The following is a 15,262-nucleotide window of genomic DNA, read 5'->3' as shown; positions in this document are numbered from 1 at the left end:
CAAATTGGAAGTGTTCAGTTTGCAGTTTACAGTATTCAGAGTTACCCGGGACCGAATACTGATTACTAAATACTGTAAGCTGATTACTGTAAACTACTCCGCTTTTAATCGTAAATTTTGGATTACTTTTTGGGGTGCCAGGTATTCGAAATTGATTTTGTCGTTTTCTTTCACTTTTTGAACGCCTTCAAACAGAATTTTGTCATTGGCGGTAACACCGCTTTTCACAACGTACAAATCTGGAATTTCACCCGCGATGGTGATTTCCCTTGAACTCACTTTGTTGTTCTTGTCCACGACAAAAACATACTTTTTGTCCTGGATTTCATAAGTGGCTTTTTGTGGAATCAAGATGGCGTTTCTAAGAGGCACAAGCATTTGAACCTGCCCTGTTTCACCGTTTCTAAGCAATTTTTCTGAATTGGAGAATCTAGCCCTGAAAGCGATATTTCCAGTTTCATTGTCAAATTCGCTTTCGATAACTTCCACTTTTCCTTTGTGTTTGAAGGATTCACCATTGGCCAAAACCAGATTCACGTCATTTGCGGCACGGTCTTTCACGTCCGTTTGGTATTGGATGTATTCCGGTTCGGAAACGTTGAAATAAGCAAACATTTGGCTGTTGTCCGAAAGGCTGGTCAATAATTCGCCTTCGTCGATAAGACTTCCCAGTTTTTTGGGGATTCTGTCGATGGTTCCGTCGAATGGTGCTCGGATTTCGGTAAAAGACAAATGAAGTTTCGCCAAGGAAACTTCGGCTCTTGCTTGTTCCAATTTGGCTTGGGCAATGGCTTGCTCGCTTTTCGAAACTATGTTTTTATCGGCAAGGGATTTGGCATTTTGCAATTCTATTTCGGCCGCTTTGGCTTCGGCTTGTGCTTTCAATAATTCTGCTTGATACAAGCCTGGCATGATTCGGAACAAGACTTGACCGGCTTTTACAAACTGGCCTTCATCCACATAAATATTTTGCAAATAGCCTTTTTCTTGGGCACGAATTTCAATGTTTCTCACCGATTTTATTTGGGAAACATATTGTTTGGTAAACGAAGTGTCAATTACGACCGGATTGGTAACGGTATATTTTTCGGCTTCTTCTTTTTCTACTTTTTTGGGTGTACAACTTACAAGACACGTCAAGGCCATCAAGCCCGTGAACACGATTATTTTCTTCATGATATAAAAATGATATTAAACGATAATGCTTGGAATCAAGGAATTCCTTTCAACATAAAACAGCATCAGTCACCAGGCAAGACCTGAACCGTCCAACAAGATGAAATAGATATGACAGCCTTATTCAGCTACATACAATTACGCCTTGGGTAACTGATGTATCGTAAATATCATATTCGAAAAACGCCTATTCGAAGATAAATAGGATTGGAATGAACGCTTAAGGGCGCGAAGATTTTAAAATTATGGGAGGAATCTTTATAAAGGTTTTGACGGAAGAAGGTCAAAAACAGACTTTGTTTTTCAGCTAAAAATTTATTGGATATAGTATCATTGTAATCATCACTTGTATGGAATTCTTCATCCACTTCAATATCGGAACTCTCTTTTAATGTCTCATGATGTTTTGAATTTTTATGCTTTACTTGCTGTTTTACATCAAGATTTTGGGCAAAAGAAGAATTCTTTTCAGAATGACGTACAGTTGCATACGAATTGTTTCCGCCACATAGCAGAAGGAGACTAATGTAAAGATAAAAAACAACTGTTCTCATATTGTCGGCGAATTTAATAACAAAGTCCCAGCAATAAACTAATTTTAACTTTTTTTTAAAAAGACAAGATTATCCGTATTTCGGGATTATGCAAGTTTTTTAATTTGTTTCTTTGTTGACGACTAATTTTTACAAACTTGTTTCAAACAAATGCCTGATTATTTCCTTGACATCGAGTACAACAACATCGTTTATGGTGAACAAGAAGTCAATTTGAAGGAATTTGAATGCTGTACTTTCAACCATTGCGATTTCTCGCAATGCAATTTTATCGGGGTCGTTTTTATCGATTGCACCTTCAACGATTGCATTTTTAGCGGAGGCAAAATCAACCACGTGGCATTAAGAAGCGTATTTTTCAATCGATGCCGAATCGAAGACGTGAATTTTGCGATGTGCGACAAACTCATTTTTGAAATCCATTTCAAGGAATGCGTATTGGATTTCTCCAAATTTTACACCCTGAAAATCAAGGGAACCACCTTTACCGATTGCAGTCTTGTCGCCGTGGATTTTATGGCCGCCGATTTGACCGAAGCGATTTTCGACAACTGCGATTTATACCGTTCCGAATTTGCGAAAGCCAAGGCCGACAAGGCCAATTTCAAGACCAGTTACAATTACACCATCGACCCGACGAAAACAAAGCTTAAAAAGGCTGTTTTTTCGTTGAACGAAGTAAAAGGACTTTTGTTCAAACACGAATTGGTCATAGAATAAAATCCACTGTCAAAACCATTGATTGCAATAAAAAAAATAGCCCACGATTGAAACCGTGGGCCATTCAACAATATATAAAAATAAAGTAACTATGCCACAACCAAGGGTTTTGACAATAATCCTTTCAACCAAAATCCAACAATCAAGGCAACTGCCAACAATATGGCAAACAAGTAGAAAATAGTGATTTCCGTGCTCAATCCCAACAACAATGGACCAACAAAGGCCGCAGCCGACCAAGCCGTCAAGGTGTAACCCAATACTTGTCCGTAATTTTCTGTTCCAAAAATGCTTTTCACGAAAGAAGGCATCGTGGCAAAACCGGCGCCATAACCCGCAATGATGACATAAGTCAAGATTTGGAAAGAGGTATTATTGGTTGAAAAACTGGGAATCAAGGCAAAACAAATTGCATTTACCCCAATAAAAACCATAAAAGTGGTCCAACAACCTATTTTATCCGAAATACTGGACCAGAACAAACGCCCGATTCCGTTGAACAATCCAATGATGGCCACAAACAAGGTAGATTGTGCCGCACTCATTCCTACCACTTCTTGTCCCAAAACGGCCGCTTTCGAAATAATGGCGATACCGCCACATACGTTCAAAAACAATAACAACCAAAGAGCTATAAAACGTTTGTCGGTAATGATTTCTTTTGGAGTCAAATCAACATGGGCATGGTGTTTTGTTTCGGCTGTTGCAGGATTTGCCAAATACAAGGCGCTCAACAACATGCAAATTCCGTAGGCAATTCCCAAGACGGCAAATGCACCGGACAATCCCGCGGAAGCAATTAATGGACTAATCAAGAAAGAAGCCAACAACGAGCCCAAAGCAAAGGACATGATGATGATTCCCGAAGCAAATCCCGGACGATCCGGAAACCATTTCACTACGGTGTAAACCGGAACCACGTATCCAAATCCCAAACCAATTCCCTGCAAAACGCCAAATGTCCAGTAAAACAAGAAAATGGAACCTATGTTGACGGCCAAAGCACCACCCAATAATCCCACCGTTAAAAACAGGGCGGCCAATAATCCTGCTTTGGTTGGTCCTACTTTTTGGGCAAATTTACCCATAAAAGCCGCCGTCAAGCCCAAAAAGCAAATGGCCAAACTAAAGCCTGTTTTGGTGTCGTGGGCATCCCAATTCAATTCTTTCGACAAGGGTTCAATCCATTTACTATAGGCGTAAATAGACCCGATTGACAGCTGCATGATCATTCCGGCCAAGACAATCAAATATTTATTTTTTTTCATTTTAATTTCTTAAATACTTTTTCTTGAATTTATTTTATTTTCACGTTATCCAAATACAAGTCAAAAATGGCTTTTACTTTATCCAACGTTTCTGCTGTGGGAGTCGGTGTTTCGGCAAGTTCATATTTCATGTTCATCAATTCCCATTTGTGTTTTCCCAGTTGGTGAAAAGGAATGATTTCGACCCTTTCGACTGTTTTGTAACCCGAAAAATGTTTCGCCCATTCGTGCAAATATTCCTCTTGGTCTGACCATCCCGGAACCAAAACATAGCGCAACCACATCGGTTTTCCGGTGCTTTCGCGGTATTCTGCCACTTTTAGGGTGGTGGCATTGTTCAAGCCAGTCAATTTTTTGTGCCATTCTTCGTTGATGTGCTTTACGTCCAGCATCAACAAATCGGTTCTATCCAAAACTTCTTTGGTTTGGGCATCCAAAACGCGTCCATTCGAGTCCAGGCAAGTGTTGATGCCTTGTTCGTGCAAACGGTCAAAGAAGGTAATCAATTTGGATCTTTGCAACAAGGGTTCTCCGCCCGAAACGGTGACTCCTCCTTTTTTTCCAAAATAAGATTTTTGTTTTAACGCTTTGGTAACGAGTTCATCGATGGTGACCAATGAACCGCCGTGAATATCTATCGAATCCGGATTTTGACAATACAGGCATCGAAATTGGCATCCCTGCACGAATACAATCATTCGTATTCCCGGCCCATCGTGTGTTCCAAAGGTTTCCAGTGAATGTATTCTTAATGAATCAAAATCGGTATCGTTTAATAGATGGTTGGGTTGTTCTGGGAAGTACATATTTTATTTTTTAATTGATTTATTAAATGCTATTCCTTTAATAAATTTTAAAGAAATAGCATTTATAAAGCCAGCTTTTATCGAAGCTTTGCAATCAATTACATAGTGTCATGGAATGTTCTGCTGATTACTTCTAATTGGTGCGCTTTAGACAAACGTACGAAATTAACAGCATAACCAGAAACACGGATGGTCAATTGAGGATAATTTTCTGGATGATTGTAGGCATCCACCAAAGTTTCCTTGTTCAACACGTTAACATTCAAGTGGTGGGCATTTCTTCCGAAATAAGCATCCAAAGTAGTAGTTAAATTGGCTACTTGCTCTTCCAAATTGTTACCCAAAGATTTAGGAACCATGGTGAAAGTATAGGAGATTCCGTCTTGGGCGTCGTTGTAATTCAATTTACTAACTGAGTTCAAGGAAGCAATCGCTCCGTTTTCGTCTCTACCGTGCATTGGATTTGCTCCCGGTGCAAAAGCCTCACCTGCTTTACGTCCGTCTGGAGTTGCACCAGTATTGGAACCGTACATTACGTTTGATGTAATGGTAAGCAATGAAAGTGTAGGAGTTGCATTTTTATAAGTTTTGTGTTTTCTCAACTCGTCAATAAAGATTTTGGTCACTTCTTGTGCAATGCTGTCCACTCTATCGTCGTCGTTACCAAATTTTGGATAATCCCCTTCGATGTTGAAGTCTGTAGTCAATCCGAATTCGTTTCTGATTGGAGATACTTTGGCATATTTGATGGCAGAAAGTGAATCGGCAATAATGGAAATTCCGGCAGCACCATAAGCAATGTCAATATTTGGATTGGAGTCAATCAAGGACATTTGGGCTCTTTCATAGTAATATTTGTCGTGCATGTAGTGAATGATGTACATCGATTTGGCATACACACGAGCTACTTCGGCCAATGTTTTCTTGAAAGATTTCATTACGGTGTCGTAATCCAATACTTCGTCATCCATCTCAGAGATATTGTTTACCACTTGCACACCATGGGCTTCTTCCCTACCACCGTTCAAAGCCATCAAAAGCGCTTTTGGCAAATTGGCACGAGCACCAAAGTGTTGTATTGTTTTTCCGATGTGTTGGTAAGAAACGCAACAAGCAATACCGTAATCGTCAGAACCACGATTGTCTCTCATCAAATCGTCATTTTCGTATTGAAGTGAAGAAGTGTCGATAGAAACCTGTGCACAGAAATCCTTGAATCCTTGTGGCAAGCTTTCAGACCAAAGAATAGTCAAGTTTGGTTCTGGAGAAGCTCCCAAGTTGTAAAGAGTTTGCAAGAAACGGAAAGAAGTTTTGGTTACTTTGGTTCTTCCATCGTGCAATTGACCACCGATAGCTTCGGTAACCCAAGTTGGATCCCCACCAAAGATGGCATCGTAAGCTCCTGGACGAAGGTGACGCACCAAACGCAATTTCATCACGAATTGGTCAATGTATTCTTGGGCTTGTTCCTCATCGATAATTCCGGCTTCTAAATCGTTTTGAATATAAACATCCAAGAAAGAAGAAACATTTCCTAGAGACATTGCAGCCCCGTCTTGTTCCTTAACAGCACTTAAATAAGCCAAGTAAGTAAACTGCACTGCTTCGTGAGCGTTAACGGCTGGCTTTGAAATGTCAATTCCATAAGTCAGCGCCATTTTTTTCATGTCAAGCAAGGCGTTGATTTGCTCGGCAATTTCTTCACGCAAACGAACTTTGGCATCGTTCATATCACCTGAAACTTTCTCTTTGTCTGCTTTCTTTTCGGCAATCAATCTGTCAATTCCGTAAAGAGCCACTCTCCTGAAATCGCCAATGATTCTTCCTCTAGCATAATTATCAGGTAAACCAGTTAATACGTGTTTTGATCTGTATGTTTTAATCTCACCGTCATAAGCATCGAATACGGCTTGGTTGTGGTTTCTGGCATAATTGAAAATATCAACTACTCTATCTGAAACTTTCAATCCTCTTTCGGCAACTGCAGATTCCACCAATTTGATTCCTCCAAAAGGTTTCATCGATCTTTTCAAAAGCTCGTCTGTTTGAAGTCCCACAATGGTTTCATTTTCTTTTTGGATATAACCAGGGCCAAAAGCGGTGATATTGGAAATCACTTCGGTATCCACTGCCAAACAACCGTTATTTTCTCTTTCTTTCAAAAGCGATTCTTTACATACATCCCATAATTTGGTTGTTTTGGCTGATGGGCCTACAAGAAAACTGGCATCTCCTTGGTATGATTTGATGTTTTGTAAAATGAAATCGTGTACATTAATAGTATTATTCCAAACTCCTTTATTCAAGACCCCTTCATTAAGCGCTACTCTTTCTACTAAATTTTCCATTTTTAATGTTTTAATTATCTATTCTATTTAGATATATTTATCTTACTTTTCTATACTCTAAATTTACGAAATATGTGAATGGACTACTTGATCTAGCTGTTTTTTAGCAAAACAGCAATCCTTGTCCAAAATAAATGCACATTCCTTTTTTTTTACATCTTATTAATTAATTATGAATCTTTTTTAGCTGTTTTTGAAGAAAAAAAACAAAAATAGCGCTAACGATATAGTTTTTTTAATTTTCTATTTACATCTTATTTTCTTCTGGAAAACCGAAAATCAACCCTTTTTATTTTTAAAAAATATGGAAAAACATGGTGGGAGAAGCGGGTAAATTTGACTTCTTCACAAATTAAATATATAGGGAAATTATCATTTATTTATACTATCTTTTCGATGTATTAAATATAAAAACCCCTTTCAAAGCTAAAACTTTAAAAGGGGTTTAATTAAATAATAAAGAAATTATTTATACTTTTTAGAAAACGAAAATAGCTCTTTCACTCATCATTTCGTTAACTTCATTGGCTACTTCTTCGATAACGGCTTCGTTAGTGTGATCTACCAAAACTCTATCTATTAAAGCCACAATGGTTTCCATGTCTTCTTCAACAAGACCACGAGTGGTGATTGCTGCCGTTCCCACACGAATTCCCGAAGTTACAAACGGTGATTTGTCATCAAAAGGAACCATGTTTTTGTTTACGGTAATTTCAGCTTTTACCAAGGCATTTTCAGCTTCTTTTCCAGAAATATTCTTGTTTCTCAAATCAATCAACATCATGTGATTGTCAGTTCCGCCAGAAATAATGTTGTATCCTCTTTTTACGAATGCATCTGCCATGGCATTGGCATTTTTTTGCAATTGCAAAGCATAAGTGAAAAATTCATCTTGCAACGCTTCTCCAAAAGCAACTGCTTTGGCAGCAATAATATGCATTAAAGGACCTCCTTGATTTCCAGGAAAAACGGCTAAATCCAATAAAGAAGACATCATTCTGATTTCGCCTTTTGGAGTTGTCAAACCAAATGGATTAGGAAAATCTTTTCCCATCATAATCAAACCTCCACGAGGACCACGCAATGTTTTGTGTGTTGTAGTTGTAACGATATGACAATGAGGAATTGGATCATTCATCAATCCTTTGGCAATCAATCCTGCTGGATGCGAAATATCGGCCATCAAAATAGCACCAACACTGTCAGCAATTACCCTGAAACGTTCAAAATCCATGTCGCGAGAATAAGCCGAAGCTCCTGCGATAATTAATTTTGGTTGCTCTTTTGTGGCGATTTCTTGAATTTTATCATAATCCAATCTTCCCGTTTCTTTATCTACTCCATAAAAAACAGGATTGTATAAACGTCCCGAGAAATTTACTGGAGAACCATGCGTCAAGTGACCACCGTGAGATAAATCGAAACCTAAAATTTTATCTCCTGGTTTCAAACAAGCAAAGAAAACCGCCGTGTTTGCTTGTGAACCCGAGTGAGGTTGCACGTTTGCATATTCAGCTCCAAATAATTCCTTGGCTCTGTCAATGGCAATTTGTTCAATTACATCAACTACTTCACAACCACCATAGTATCTTTTACCGGGATAACCTTCTGCATATTTATTTGTTAAAACAGAACCAGCTGCTTCCATTACTTCATCACTCACAAAATTCTCGGAAGCTATAAGTTCTAGTCCGTGAATTTGTCTGTCTTGTTCCTCTAAAATAAGGTCAAAAATTTGTTCGTCGCGTTGCATTTCTTTGATTTTAGTTAATTTGTGCGCAAAAATACAAAAAAACGTTTGGTAAACAGTTAGATTATGATATATTTGATGACTATTTCTCAACAAAATAATTAACACTAATATGCCAATATCTGCCAATAACCCCGATAGAAAATCATGGATAAACGTTCCCGAGAACAGTGATTTTCCCATTCAAAATATTCCTTTTGGTGTGTTTATTACCAAAGACGATGTCATAACCATAGGAACCCGAATTGGAAATTGCGCCATAGACATGGGAGCACTACAACAATTGAATTATTTTGAAGGCATCGAATTGACTGACGACATGTTCATGCAAGATACCCTGAACGATTTCATATCGGATGGAAAAAAAACATGGAGAATGGTTCGAAATCGATTGGCCGAATTATTTGACGAAACCAATCCCAAACTTAGAGACAATAAAGAACACCGAGACATCGTAATCTTTGATGTAAAACATATTGAAATGCAATTGCCAGTATTAATTGGCGATTACACTGATTTTTATTCCAGCAAAGAACACGCAACCAATGTTGGAAAAATGTTTCGTGACCCTGAAAATGCTTTGTTACCTAATTGGCTTTATGTTCCCGTGGGATATCACGGAAGAAGTTCCACCATTATTCCATCTGGAATTTCAGTGAATAGACCAATGGGACAAACTTTGCCAAACGGCGAAACAACACCTGTTTTTGGTCCCTCACGTTCGGTGGATTTCGAATTGGAAACTGCTTTTATCACTACCGATGCCAACATTATGGGAGAAAACATTCCCATAAGTGAAGCGGAAGACTACATTTTTGGAATGGTTTTAATGAACGATTGGAGCGCTCGTGACATTCAAAAATGGGAATATGTGCCACTTGGACCATTCTTGGCAAAAAACTTCGCCACATCAATTTCTCCATGGATTATCACGATGGATGCCTTGGAACCTTTCAGAACCAAAGGCCCCAAACAAGATCCAGCACCGTTTCCCTATTTACAACAAAAAGGAAAACATAATTTTGACATTAATCTTGAAGTATCCATACAGCCAGAAAACGCAGAGGAAACTGTTGTTTCTAGATCCAACTTTAAGTATATGTATTGGTCCATGACCCAACAATTAGCACACCACACCTCAAATGGTTGCCGCGTAAACTCCGGCGACATGATGGGTTCAGGAACCATTTCAGGTCCTACTCCCGATAGTTATGGGTCCTTGCTAGAATTAACTTGGGGAGGAAAAAACCCAATTAAACTCAACGACGGAACGGAACGCAAATTTCTAAACGACGGAGACACCGTAATCATGAGAGGATTTTGCAAAAACAATGGAGTCCGAATTGGTTTTGGAGAAGTTTCCAGTAAACTGCTGCCACCATTTGTAAGAAAATAAATCTTTTAAAATCCGACATCGCAATACATGTCGGATTTTTTTTGACCACAAAAAACTGGAAACTGACTCACGAACTGGCTCGCTGGTAAGAAAATTATAGTAAATTTGTAAAAAACTTTTTAGAATGAAAAAACACTACTTTTTATTAGCAATAATACTATTGACTTCCTGCGGAGTCAAACAAACCCAAAACTTATTGAGTTCCGGCAATTATGATGAAGCGATAAACAATTCGATTTCGAATTTGCGTACCAATAAAGACAAAAAAGGAAACCAGGATTATGTCTATTTGCTCGAAGAAGCTTTCGCCAAAGCCAAAGAACGCGATTTGAACACCATAAATTTGTTGGAAAAAGACAAAAATCCAGCCAATTTTGAAAAAATATACAATACCTATCTGCAATTAAATAATCGTCAGGAAAAGATAAAACCGTTGCTTCCGCTAAAATTATTGAACGAAGGCAGGAATGCCATTTTCCCTTTGGAAAATTACAATAACCAAATCGTGGCCAGCAAAAACAACTTGTCTGGTTATTTGTATGCCAATGCCAAGTCCTTGCTGTCAACTTCCGACAAAATGAATTTTCGCAAAGCACATGACGATTTGAATTATTTGAACCAGATAAATCCAAATTACAAAAACACCTTGGATTTAATGAATGAAGCCCTTTTCAAAGGAACGGACTATGTAAACGTTAACACAAAAAACGAAACCAATATGGTTATCCCAAGTCGTTTGCAAAATGATTTATTGGATTTTGACACTTATGGATTGAACAATAAATGGACGGTATTTCATGGCACCAAACAAAAAGGAATCAATTATGATTACACAATGGTAATCAGTTTTAGAGAAATACTCCTATCGCCAGAACAAATCAAAGAAAAAGAATTTATCAAGGAACGACAAATAAAAGACGGGCAAAAAAAACTTTTGGATGCCAATGGAAAAGAAATCAAGGACAACTCTGGAAATGTTGTCATGGTGGACAATCTTAGAAACGTGACCGTGCGAATTTTTGAATCCAGACAACTTAAATCTTGTCAAATCACTGCAAAAGTGGATTATATAAACTTCCGAAACAATCAATTAATCCAGTCCTTTCCATTGGTTAGTGAATTTGTTTTTGAAAACGTTTATGCAACATACAAAGGAGACAAGCGCGCATCAGACGACAATTACTTTTCTTATTTTGACAAAAGAGCAGTTCCTTTTCCGTCAAATGATCAAATGATATATGACACAGGCGAAAATTTGAAAATGAAATTAAAAGATCTCATCAACAAAAACACATTTAGAAACTAACAAAAAACACTAACATCATTCGCGTCAACATCATTAAAATTAACAATTAATTTTAAATTTGTTACAAAAAATACCCGGTGTTTCAATAAATTAATCGTAATTTTGCGCCGATGAATAAAACAAGTGTACATATCATTTCTGTTTCACGGATAAACAAACCAACCACTTCTCCCGAAGTACGGATGCTATAGTCATAGCTCCAAAACGTGTTTCTTTATTTTTATTCATTTTTCATTTTTCTTATTTTGAAATTATTAGTATCATCCATCGGATTATTTCATACTGAAAACATCATTTTTTTCTGCTTATCATCTTATACTCTAATTTTAGGAGTTCTTTTATATTGCACAAATTTCAGGATATACTCGAATAAGAATCGTTTTTCAATACCAACAAAAATTTTATTTTTTAACCCAAACTTCAAACTCTTGAAATGAAAATATCTATAGTTATAGCCCAAGAAGAACATTATAAATATGCGCAAGAAATATGCGACACTATAGAAACTTCGGCTTTATTAAGAGGTACTGGAATTGCAAAAAGAACACCAGACTACATCAAAAAAAAGATAAGTAGCGGAGATGCCGTTATTGCATTGGACAAAAATGGTGTTTTTGCCGGTTTCTGTTACATCGAAAGTTGGCAACACGGTCAGTATGTCGCCCACTCTGGATTGATTGTACATCCTGATTTTAGAAACTTGGGATTGGCAAAAAAAATAAAAACCTTCGTTTTTAATTATTCCTTAAAAAAATATCCGGGAGCCAAAGTTTTTGGTATCACGACTGGTTTGGCTGTAATGAAAATCAATTCCGATTTGGGATACAAACCAGTTCCTTTCTCGGAATTAACAAGTGATCCGAGTTTTTGGAAAGGTTGTCAAACCTGTACCAATTACGAAATTCTGAAAAGCAAAGACAACAAAATGTGTTTGTGTACCGGAATGCTGTACGACCCAACAGAAAAACCGAAAGACCCGCCGAAACATCCGTTTAATGTCCGGATTTGGAATAGATTGAAAGAAATCAAGGCAGCGCTTTTCTTGGAAAACAAAGAAAAATAAACAACACACAATTCAAATAAAATGAAATCGGAGCTTTACAAACTCCACAAAAACAAACAAAATGAAAAAAGTAGTATTAGCATATAGCGGAGGATTAGACACATCATACTGTCTAAAATATTTGAAAAACGAACAAGGATATGAAGTTCACACCGTATTGATCAATACAGGAGGATTTGACGATGCTGAATTGCAAGCCATCGAAGACAGAGCCTATGAATTGGGAAGCGCCAAACACGCCAACTTGACGATTTTGGATAAATATTACGACAAAGCCATTAAATATTTGATTTTTGGAAACGTGTTGAAAAACAATACGTATCCATTATCGGTAAGTGCCGAGCGTGTTTTTCAAGCCATCGAAGCCATCAAATATGCGAAATCTGTTGGTGCTACTGCCATCGCTCACGGAAGTACCGGTGCTGGAAACGACCAAATTCGTTTTGATTTGATTTTCCAAACTATCGCTCCGGAAATTGAAATCATCACTCCTATCCGTGACTTGAAATTATCTCGTCAGGAAGAAGTTGATTATTTGGCCAAAAATGGCGTTCACTATTCTTGGGAAAAAGCGCAATATTCCATCAACAAAGGACTTTGGGGAACGAGCGTTGGAGGAAAAGAAACCTTGACTTCAAGCCAACCCTTGCCAAGTGAAGCCTATCCATCGCAATTGCAAAAAGAAGGTGAAGAGAAAGTAACTTTGGAATTCTTGAAAGGGGAATTGGTAGCCGTAAATGGTAAAAAAGACAAACCTTCCAACAATATCGTGGTTCTTGAAAAATTGGCCAATGCTTACGCAATCGGAAGAGATATTCACGTGGGTGACACGATTATCGGAATCAAAGGAAGAGTTGGTTTTGAAGCCGCAGCGCCGCTTATCATCATCAAAGCACACCATTTATTGGAGAAACACACTCTTGGAAAATGGCAACAATACTGGAAAGAACAACTAGGAAACTGGTACGGAATGTTGTTTCACGAAGGGCAATTTTTGGATCCCGTAATGAGAAACATCGAAACTTTCCTTGAAGACACACAAAAAACCGTAAATGGAACCGTGACCGTTTCTTTGAAACCATACCACTTTTCATTGGACGGAATCGAATCTAAAAATGATTTGATGAACACTGGTTTTGGACAATACGGAGAAATGAACAACGCTTGGACATCAGATGATGCGAAAGGATTTATCAAGATTTTAGGGAATGCCCAAAACATATTTTCATCGGTAAATAATGAAACTTACGAGTGAAAAAATTAACGATTTTAGATTTTAGACTTTAGATTTGGTTGAAAAACCTTAATTCTAAATTCTAAAATCTAAAATCTAAAATCTAAAATAATTATGATTACTATTGGAATAATTGGCGGTTCAGGTTACACGGCTGGGGAATTAATCAGAATATTGATGTTTCACCCTAACGCTAAACTTGATTTTGTATACAGTACAACCAATGCGGGAAAACCGCTTTCGGTAGCGCATCACGATTTGTTGGGCGACATCGAAATGAATTTCACCGACACCATCAATCCAAATGTGGACGTGGTTTTCTTGTGCTTGGGTCACGGAAAATCAATTTCATTTTTGGAAAACAACCAATTCTCCGATGCAACAAAAATCATCGATTTAGGAAACGATTTCCGTTTAATCAAAGACAAGGATTTCAACGGAAAATCATTTGTTTACGGTTTGCCGGAATTGAACAAATCCGACATCAAAAACGCACAATATATTGCCAATCCGGGTTGTTTTGCCACGGCCATTCAATTGGCTTTATTGCCATTAGCTGCTGACGGTTTGCTGACTGAAGATGTACACATCAACGCCACGACAGGAAGTACTGGCGCCGGAGTGGGATTGGCAGCTACTTCGCATTTTAGTTGGAGAAACAACAATTTTTCTCATTATAAAGTTTTTGAACACCAACATTTGGGAGAAATCAACCAAAGCATCAAACAATTGCAAGCTGATTACACGGACGAATTGATTTTTGTACCGAACAGGGGAGATTTTCCAAGAGGAATTTTTGCCACTTTATACACGAAATCGGAAGAAAGTTTGGAAGATTTGGTGGCAAAATACGAAGCTTTTTATGCCGACCAACCTTTTGTAACCGTTACCACGACCAACATCAATATGAAGCAAGTGGTACAAACGAACAAATGCATCATCAGTTTATTGAAAAAAGGAAACCGGCTTTTGATTACTTCAACCATTGACAATTTACTCAAAGGCGCCTCTGGCCAAGCCGTTCAAAATATGAATTTAATGTTCGGATTGGAAGAAACCACGGGATTGCATTTGAAACCTTGCGGATTTTAAATAATTAAAAGATTGAAGAATTTAATGATTTAAAGAAATAACAAATGGAAAAAGATTTAGTTTTATTAATTGTAGGTGTTATACTTGGATTTGGATCATCAATTGGAACTTTAAAATATCAAGAATACTCTCAAAGAATTAAATCTTTGAAATTATTAAAAATAGAAATTATTAAAATTGATAAATTGATTTCTCCTTTTGCATCGAAAACTCCAAACAATATAGTGTCTCCAATTACTGGAGAAGTAAGTCAATTCAATGGTATTTCTATCACTGAAATTTCAAACTTTAAAATGATAATGCAGATTGACCAATTTTTAAGTTTAAAGGATTCATTAAGAGAATCAATTTATTCTATTTTTTTAGATTTAGAATCTGCAGAAAAACATAGAGTACTTGCAATTCCTCTTTTAAATCAGAAAGAAAGAGCTTCAGAACTAGATATGTTTGCTACTGTATATCTTGATTATTTAATATCTGCAAAAGATAAAATTGACAATTTAAAAAATAAAATAAATTAATTGTTTCAAGTTTGGGATTTCAGTTTAC

At 37.4% G+C, this 15,262-nt stretch carries 13 protein-coding genes; 7 read left to right on the top strand and 6 right to left on the bottom strand.

Translation table 11 applies throughout. The annotated features are described in order from the left end of the window. Positions 1 to 93 precede the first annotated feature (93 nt). On the bottom strand, positions 94 to 1,176 hold the full coding sequence (locus tag C0430_RS00505; RefSeq protein WP_290864281.1) for an efflux RND transporter periplasmic adaptor subunit: 1,083 nt from the start codon (positions 1,174 to 1,176) through the stop codon (positions 94 to 96). Positions 1,177 to 1,346: 170 nt separating this feature from the next. Further along, positions 1,347 to 1,730: a hypothetical protein gene (locus tag C0430_RS00500; protein WP_290864279.1), complete on the bottom strand. Its 384-nt coding sequence runs from the start codon at positions 1,728 to 1,730 to the stop codon at positions 1,347 to 1,349. 150 nt (positions 1,731 to 1,880) lie between these two features. Between C0430_RS00500 and C0430_RS00495 the strand changes: the two genes are divergently transcribed. Further along, entirely contained in the window at positions 1,881 to 2,450 is a 570-nt protein-coding gene (locus tag C0430_RS00495) for a pentapeptide repeat-containing protein (protein ID WP_290864277.1), read from the top strand. An 89-nt stretch (positions 2,451 to 2,539) separates the two neighbouring features. Here the strand turns inward: C0430_RS00495 and C0430_RS00490 are convergent, their stop codons facing one another. From C0430_RS00490 to glyA, 4 genes are all read right to left on the bottom strand, one after another. Further along, positions 2,540 to 3,718 carry an OFA family MFS transporter gene (locus C0430_RS00490; RefSeq protein WP_290864275.1) on the bottom strand — a complete coding sequence of 393 codons (1,179 nt, stop codon included), beginning with the start codon at positions 3,716 to 3,718 and terminating at the stop codon, positions 2,540 to 2,542. Positions 3,719 to 3,747: 29 nt separating this feature from the next. Next, complete coding sequence (gene pflA / locus C0430_RS00485) at positions 3,748 to 4,524, bottom strand: pyruvate formate-lyase-activating protein (protein WP_290864273.1); 777 nt, start codon at positions 4,522 to 4,524, stop codon at positions 3,748 to 3,750. Between the two features lie 98 nt (positions 4,525 to 4,622). After that, positions 4,623 to 6,872: a formate C-acetyltransferase gene (gene pflB / locus C0430_RS00480; RefSeq protein WP_290864271.1), complete on the bottom strand. Its 2,250-nt coding sequence runs from the start codon at positions 6,870 to 6,872 to the stop codon at positions 4,623 to 4,625. A gap of 478 nt (positions 6,873 to 7,350) precedes the next feature. Then, positions 7,351 to 8,625, bottom strand: a complete 1,275-nt coding sequence (gene glyA, locus C0430_RS00475) for a serine hydroxymethyltransferase (protein ID WP_290864269.1) — start codon at positions 8,623 to 8,625, stop codon at positions 7,351 to 7,353. Between the two features lie 109 nt (positions 8,626 to 8,734). Between glyA and fahA the strand changes: the two genes are divergently transcribed. The 6 genes from fahA to C0430_RS00445 all read left to right on the top strand — a co-directional run bounded on the left by fahA (position 8,735) and on the right by C0430_RS00445 (position 15,234). Then, positions 8,735 to 10,018 (top strand): fumarylacetoacetase, encoded by a 1,284-nt coding sequence (fahA, locus tag C0430_RS00470; RefSeq protein ID WP_290864267.1) that lies wholly within the window; start codon positions 8,735 to 8,737, stop codon positions 10,016 to 10,018. 124 nt (positions 10,019 to 10,142) lie between these two features. Next, positions 10,143 to 11,324 (top strand): hypothetical protein, encoded by a 1,182-nt coding sequence (locus C0430_RS00465; protein ID WP_290864265.1) that lies wholly within the window; start codon positions 10,143 to 10,145, stop codon positions 11,322 to 11,324. A 433-nt stretch (positions 11,325 to 11,757) separates the two neighbouring features. After that, positions 11,758 to 12,387, top strand: a complete 630-nt coding sequence (locus C0430_RS00460) for a GNAT family N-acetyltransferase (RefSeq protein ID WP_290864263.1) — start codon at positions 11,758 to 11,760, stop codon at positions 12,385 to 12,387. 61 nt (positions 12,388 to 12,448) lie between these two features. Beyond that, complete coding sequence (locus C0430_RS00455) at positions 12,449 to 13,642, top strand: argininosuccinate synthase domain-containing protein (RefSeq protein WP_290864261.1); 1,194 nt, start codon at positions 12,449 to 12,451, stop codon at positions 13,640 to 13,642. 93 nt (positions 13,643 to 13,735) lie between these two features. Continuing rightward, positions 13,736 to 14,713 (top strand): N-acetyl-gamma-glutamyl-phosphate reductase, encoded by a 978-nt coding sequence (gene argC / locus C0430_RS00450; protein WP_290864259.1) that lies wholly within the window; start codon positions 13,736 to 13,738, stop codon positions 14,711 to 14,713. Positions 14,714 to 14,757: 44 nt separating this feature from the next. Continuing rightward, positions 14,758 to 15,234 (top strand): hypothetical protein, encoded by a 477-nt coding sequence (locus C0430_RS00445; RefSeq protein ID WP_290864257.1) that lies wholly within the window; start codon positions 14,758 to 14,760, stop codon positions 15,232 to 15,234. Positions 15,235 to 15,262 lie beyond the last annotated feature (28 nt).

The sequence above is a fragment of the Flavobacterium sp. genome (assembly GCF_013823965.1).
In the GTDB taxonomy this organism is placed as follows: Bacteria; Bacteroidota; Bacteroidia; order Flavobacteriales; family Flavobacteriaceae; genus Flavobacterium.
This window is presented reverse-complemented; position numbering and strand designations above follow the sequence as displayed.

Bases quoted from the DNA above. Each gene is read 5' to 3' on its own strand.
- C0430_RS00490 (WP_290864275.1), bottom strand. From the start codon at position 3,718: ATGAAAAAAAATAAATATTTGATTGTCTTGGCCGGAATGATCATGCAG.
- glyA (WP_290864269.1), bottom strand. From the start codon at position 8,625: ATGCAACGCGACGAACAAATTTTTGACCTTATTTTAGAGGAACAAGAC.
- C0430_RS00460 (WP_290864263.1), top strand. From the start codon at position 11,758: ATGAAAATATCTATAGTTATAGCCCAAGAAGAACATTATAAATATGCG.
- fahA (WP_290864267.1), top strand. From the start codon at position 8,735: ATGCCAATATCTGCCAATAACCCCGATAGAAAATCATGGATAAACGTT.
- C0430_RS00455 (WP_290864261.1), top strand. From the start codon at position 12,449: ATGAAAAAAGTAGTATTAGCATATAGCGGAGGATTAGACACATCATAC.
- C0430_RS00495 (WP_290864277.1), top strand. From the start codon at position 1,881: ATGCCTGATTATTTCCTTGACATCGAGTACAACAACATCGTTTATGGT.
- pflA (WP_290864273.1), bottom strand. From the start codon at position 4,524: ATGTACTTCCCAGAACAACCCAACCATCTATTAAACGATACCGATTTT.
- C0430_RS00505 (WP_290864281.1), bottom strand. From the start codon at position 1,176: ATGAAGAAAATAATCGTGTTCACGGGCTTGATGGCCTTGACGTGTCTT.
- argC (WP_290864259.1), top strand. From the start codon at position 13,736: ATGATTACTATTGGAATAATTGGCGGTTCAGGTTACACGGCTGGGGAA.
- pflB (WP_290864271.1), bottom strand. From the start codon at position 6,872: ATGGAAAATTTAGTAGAAAGAGTAGCGCTTAATGAAGGGGTCTTGAAT.
- C0430_RS00445 (WP_290864257.1), top strand. From the start codon at position 14,758: ATGGAAAAAGATTTAGTTTTATTAATTGTAGGTGTTATACTTGGATTT.
- C0430_RS00465 (WP_290864265.1), top strand. From the start codon at position 10,143: ATGAAAAAACACTACTTTTTATTAGCAATAATACTATTGACTTCCTGC.
- C0430_RS00500 (WP_290864279.1), bottom strand. From the start codon at position 1,730: ATGAGAACAGTTGTTTTTTATCTTTACATTAGTCTCCTTCTGCTATGT.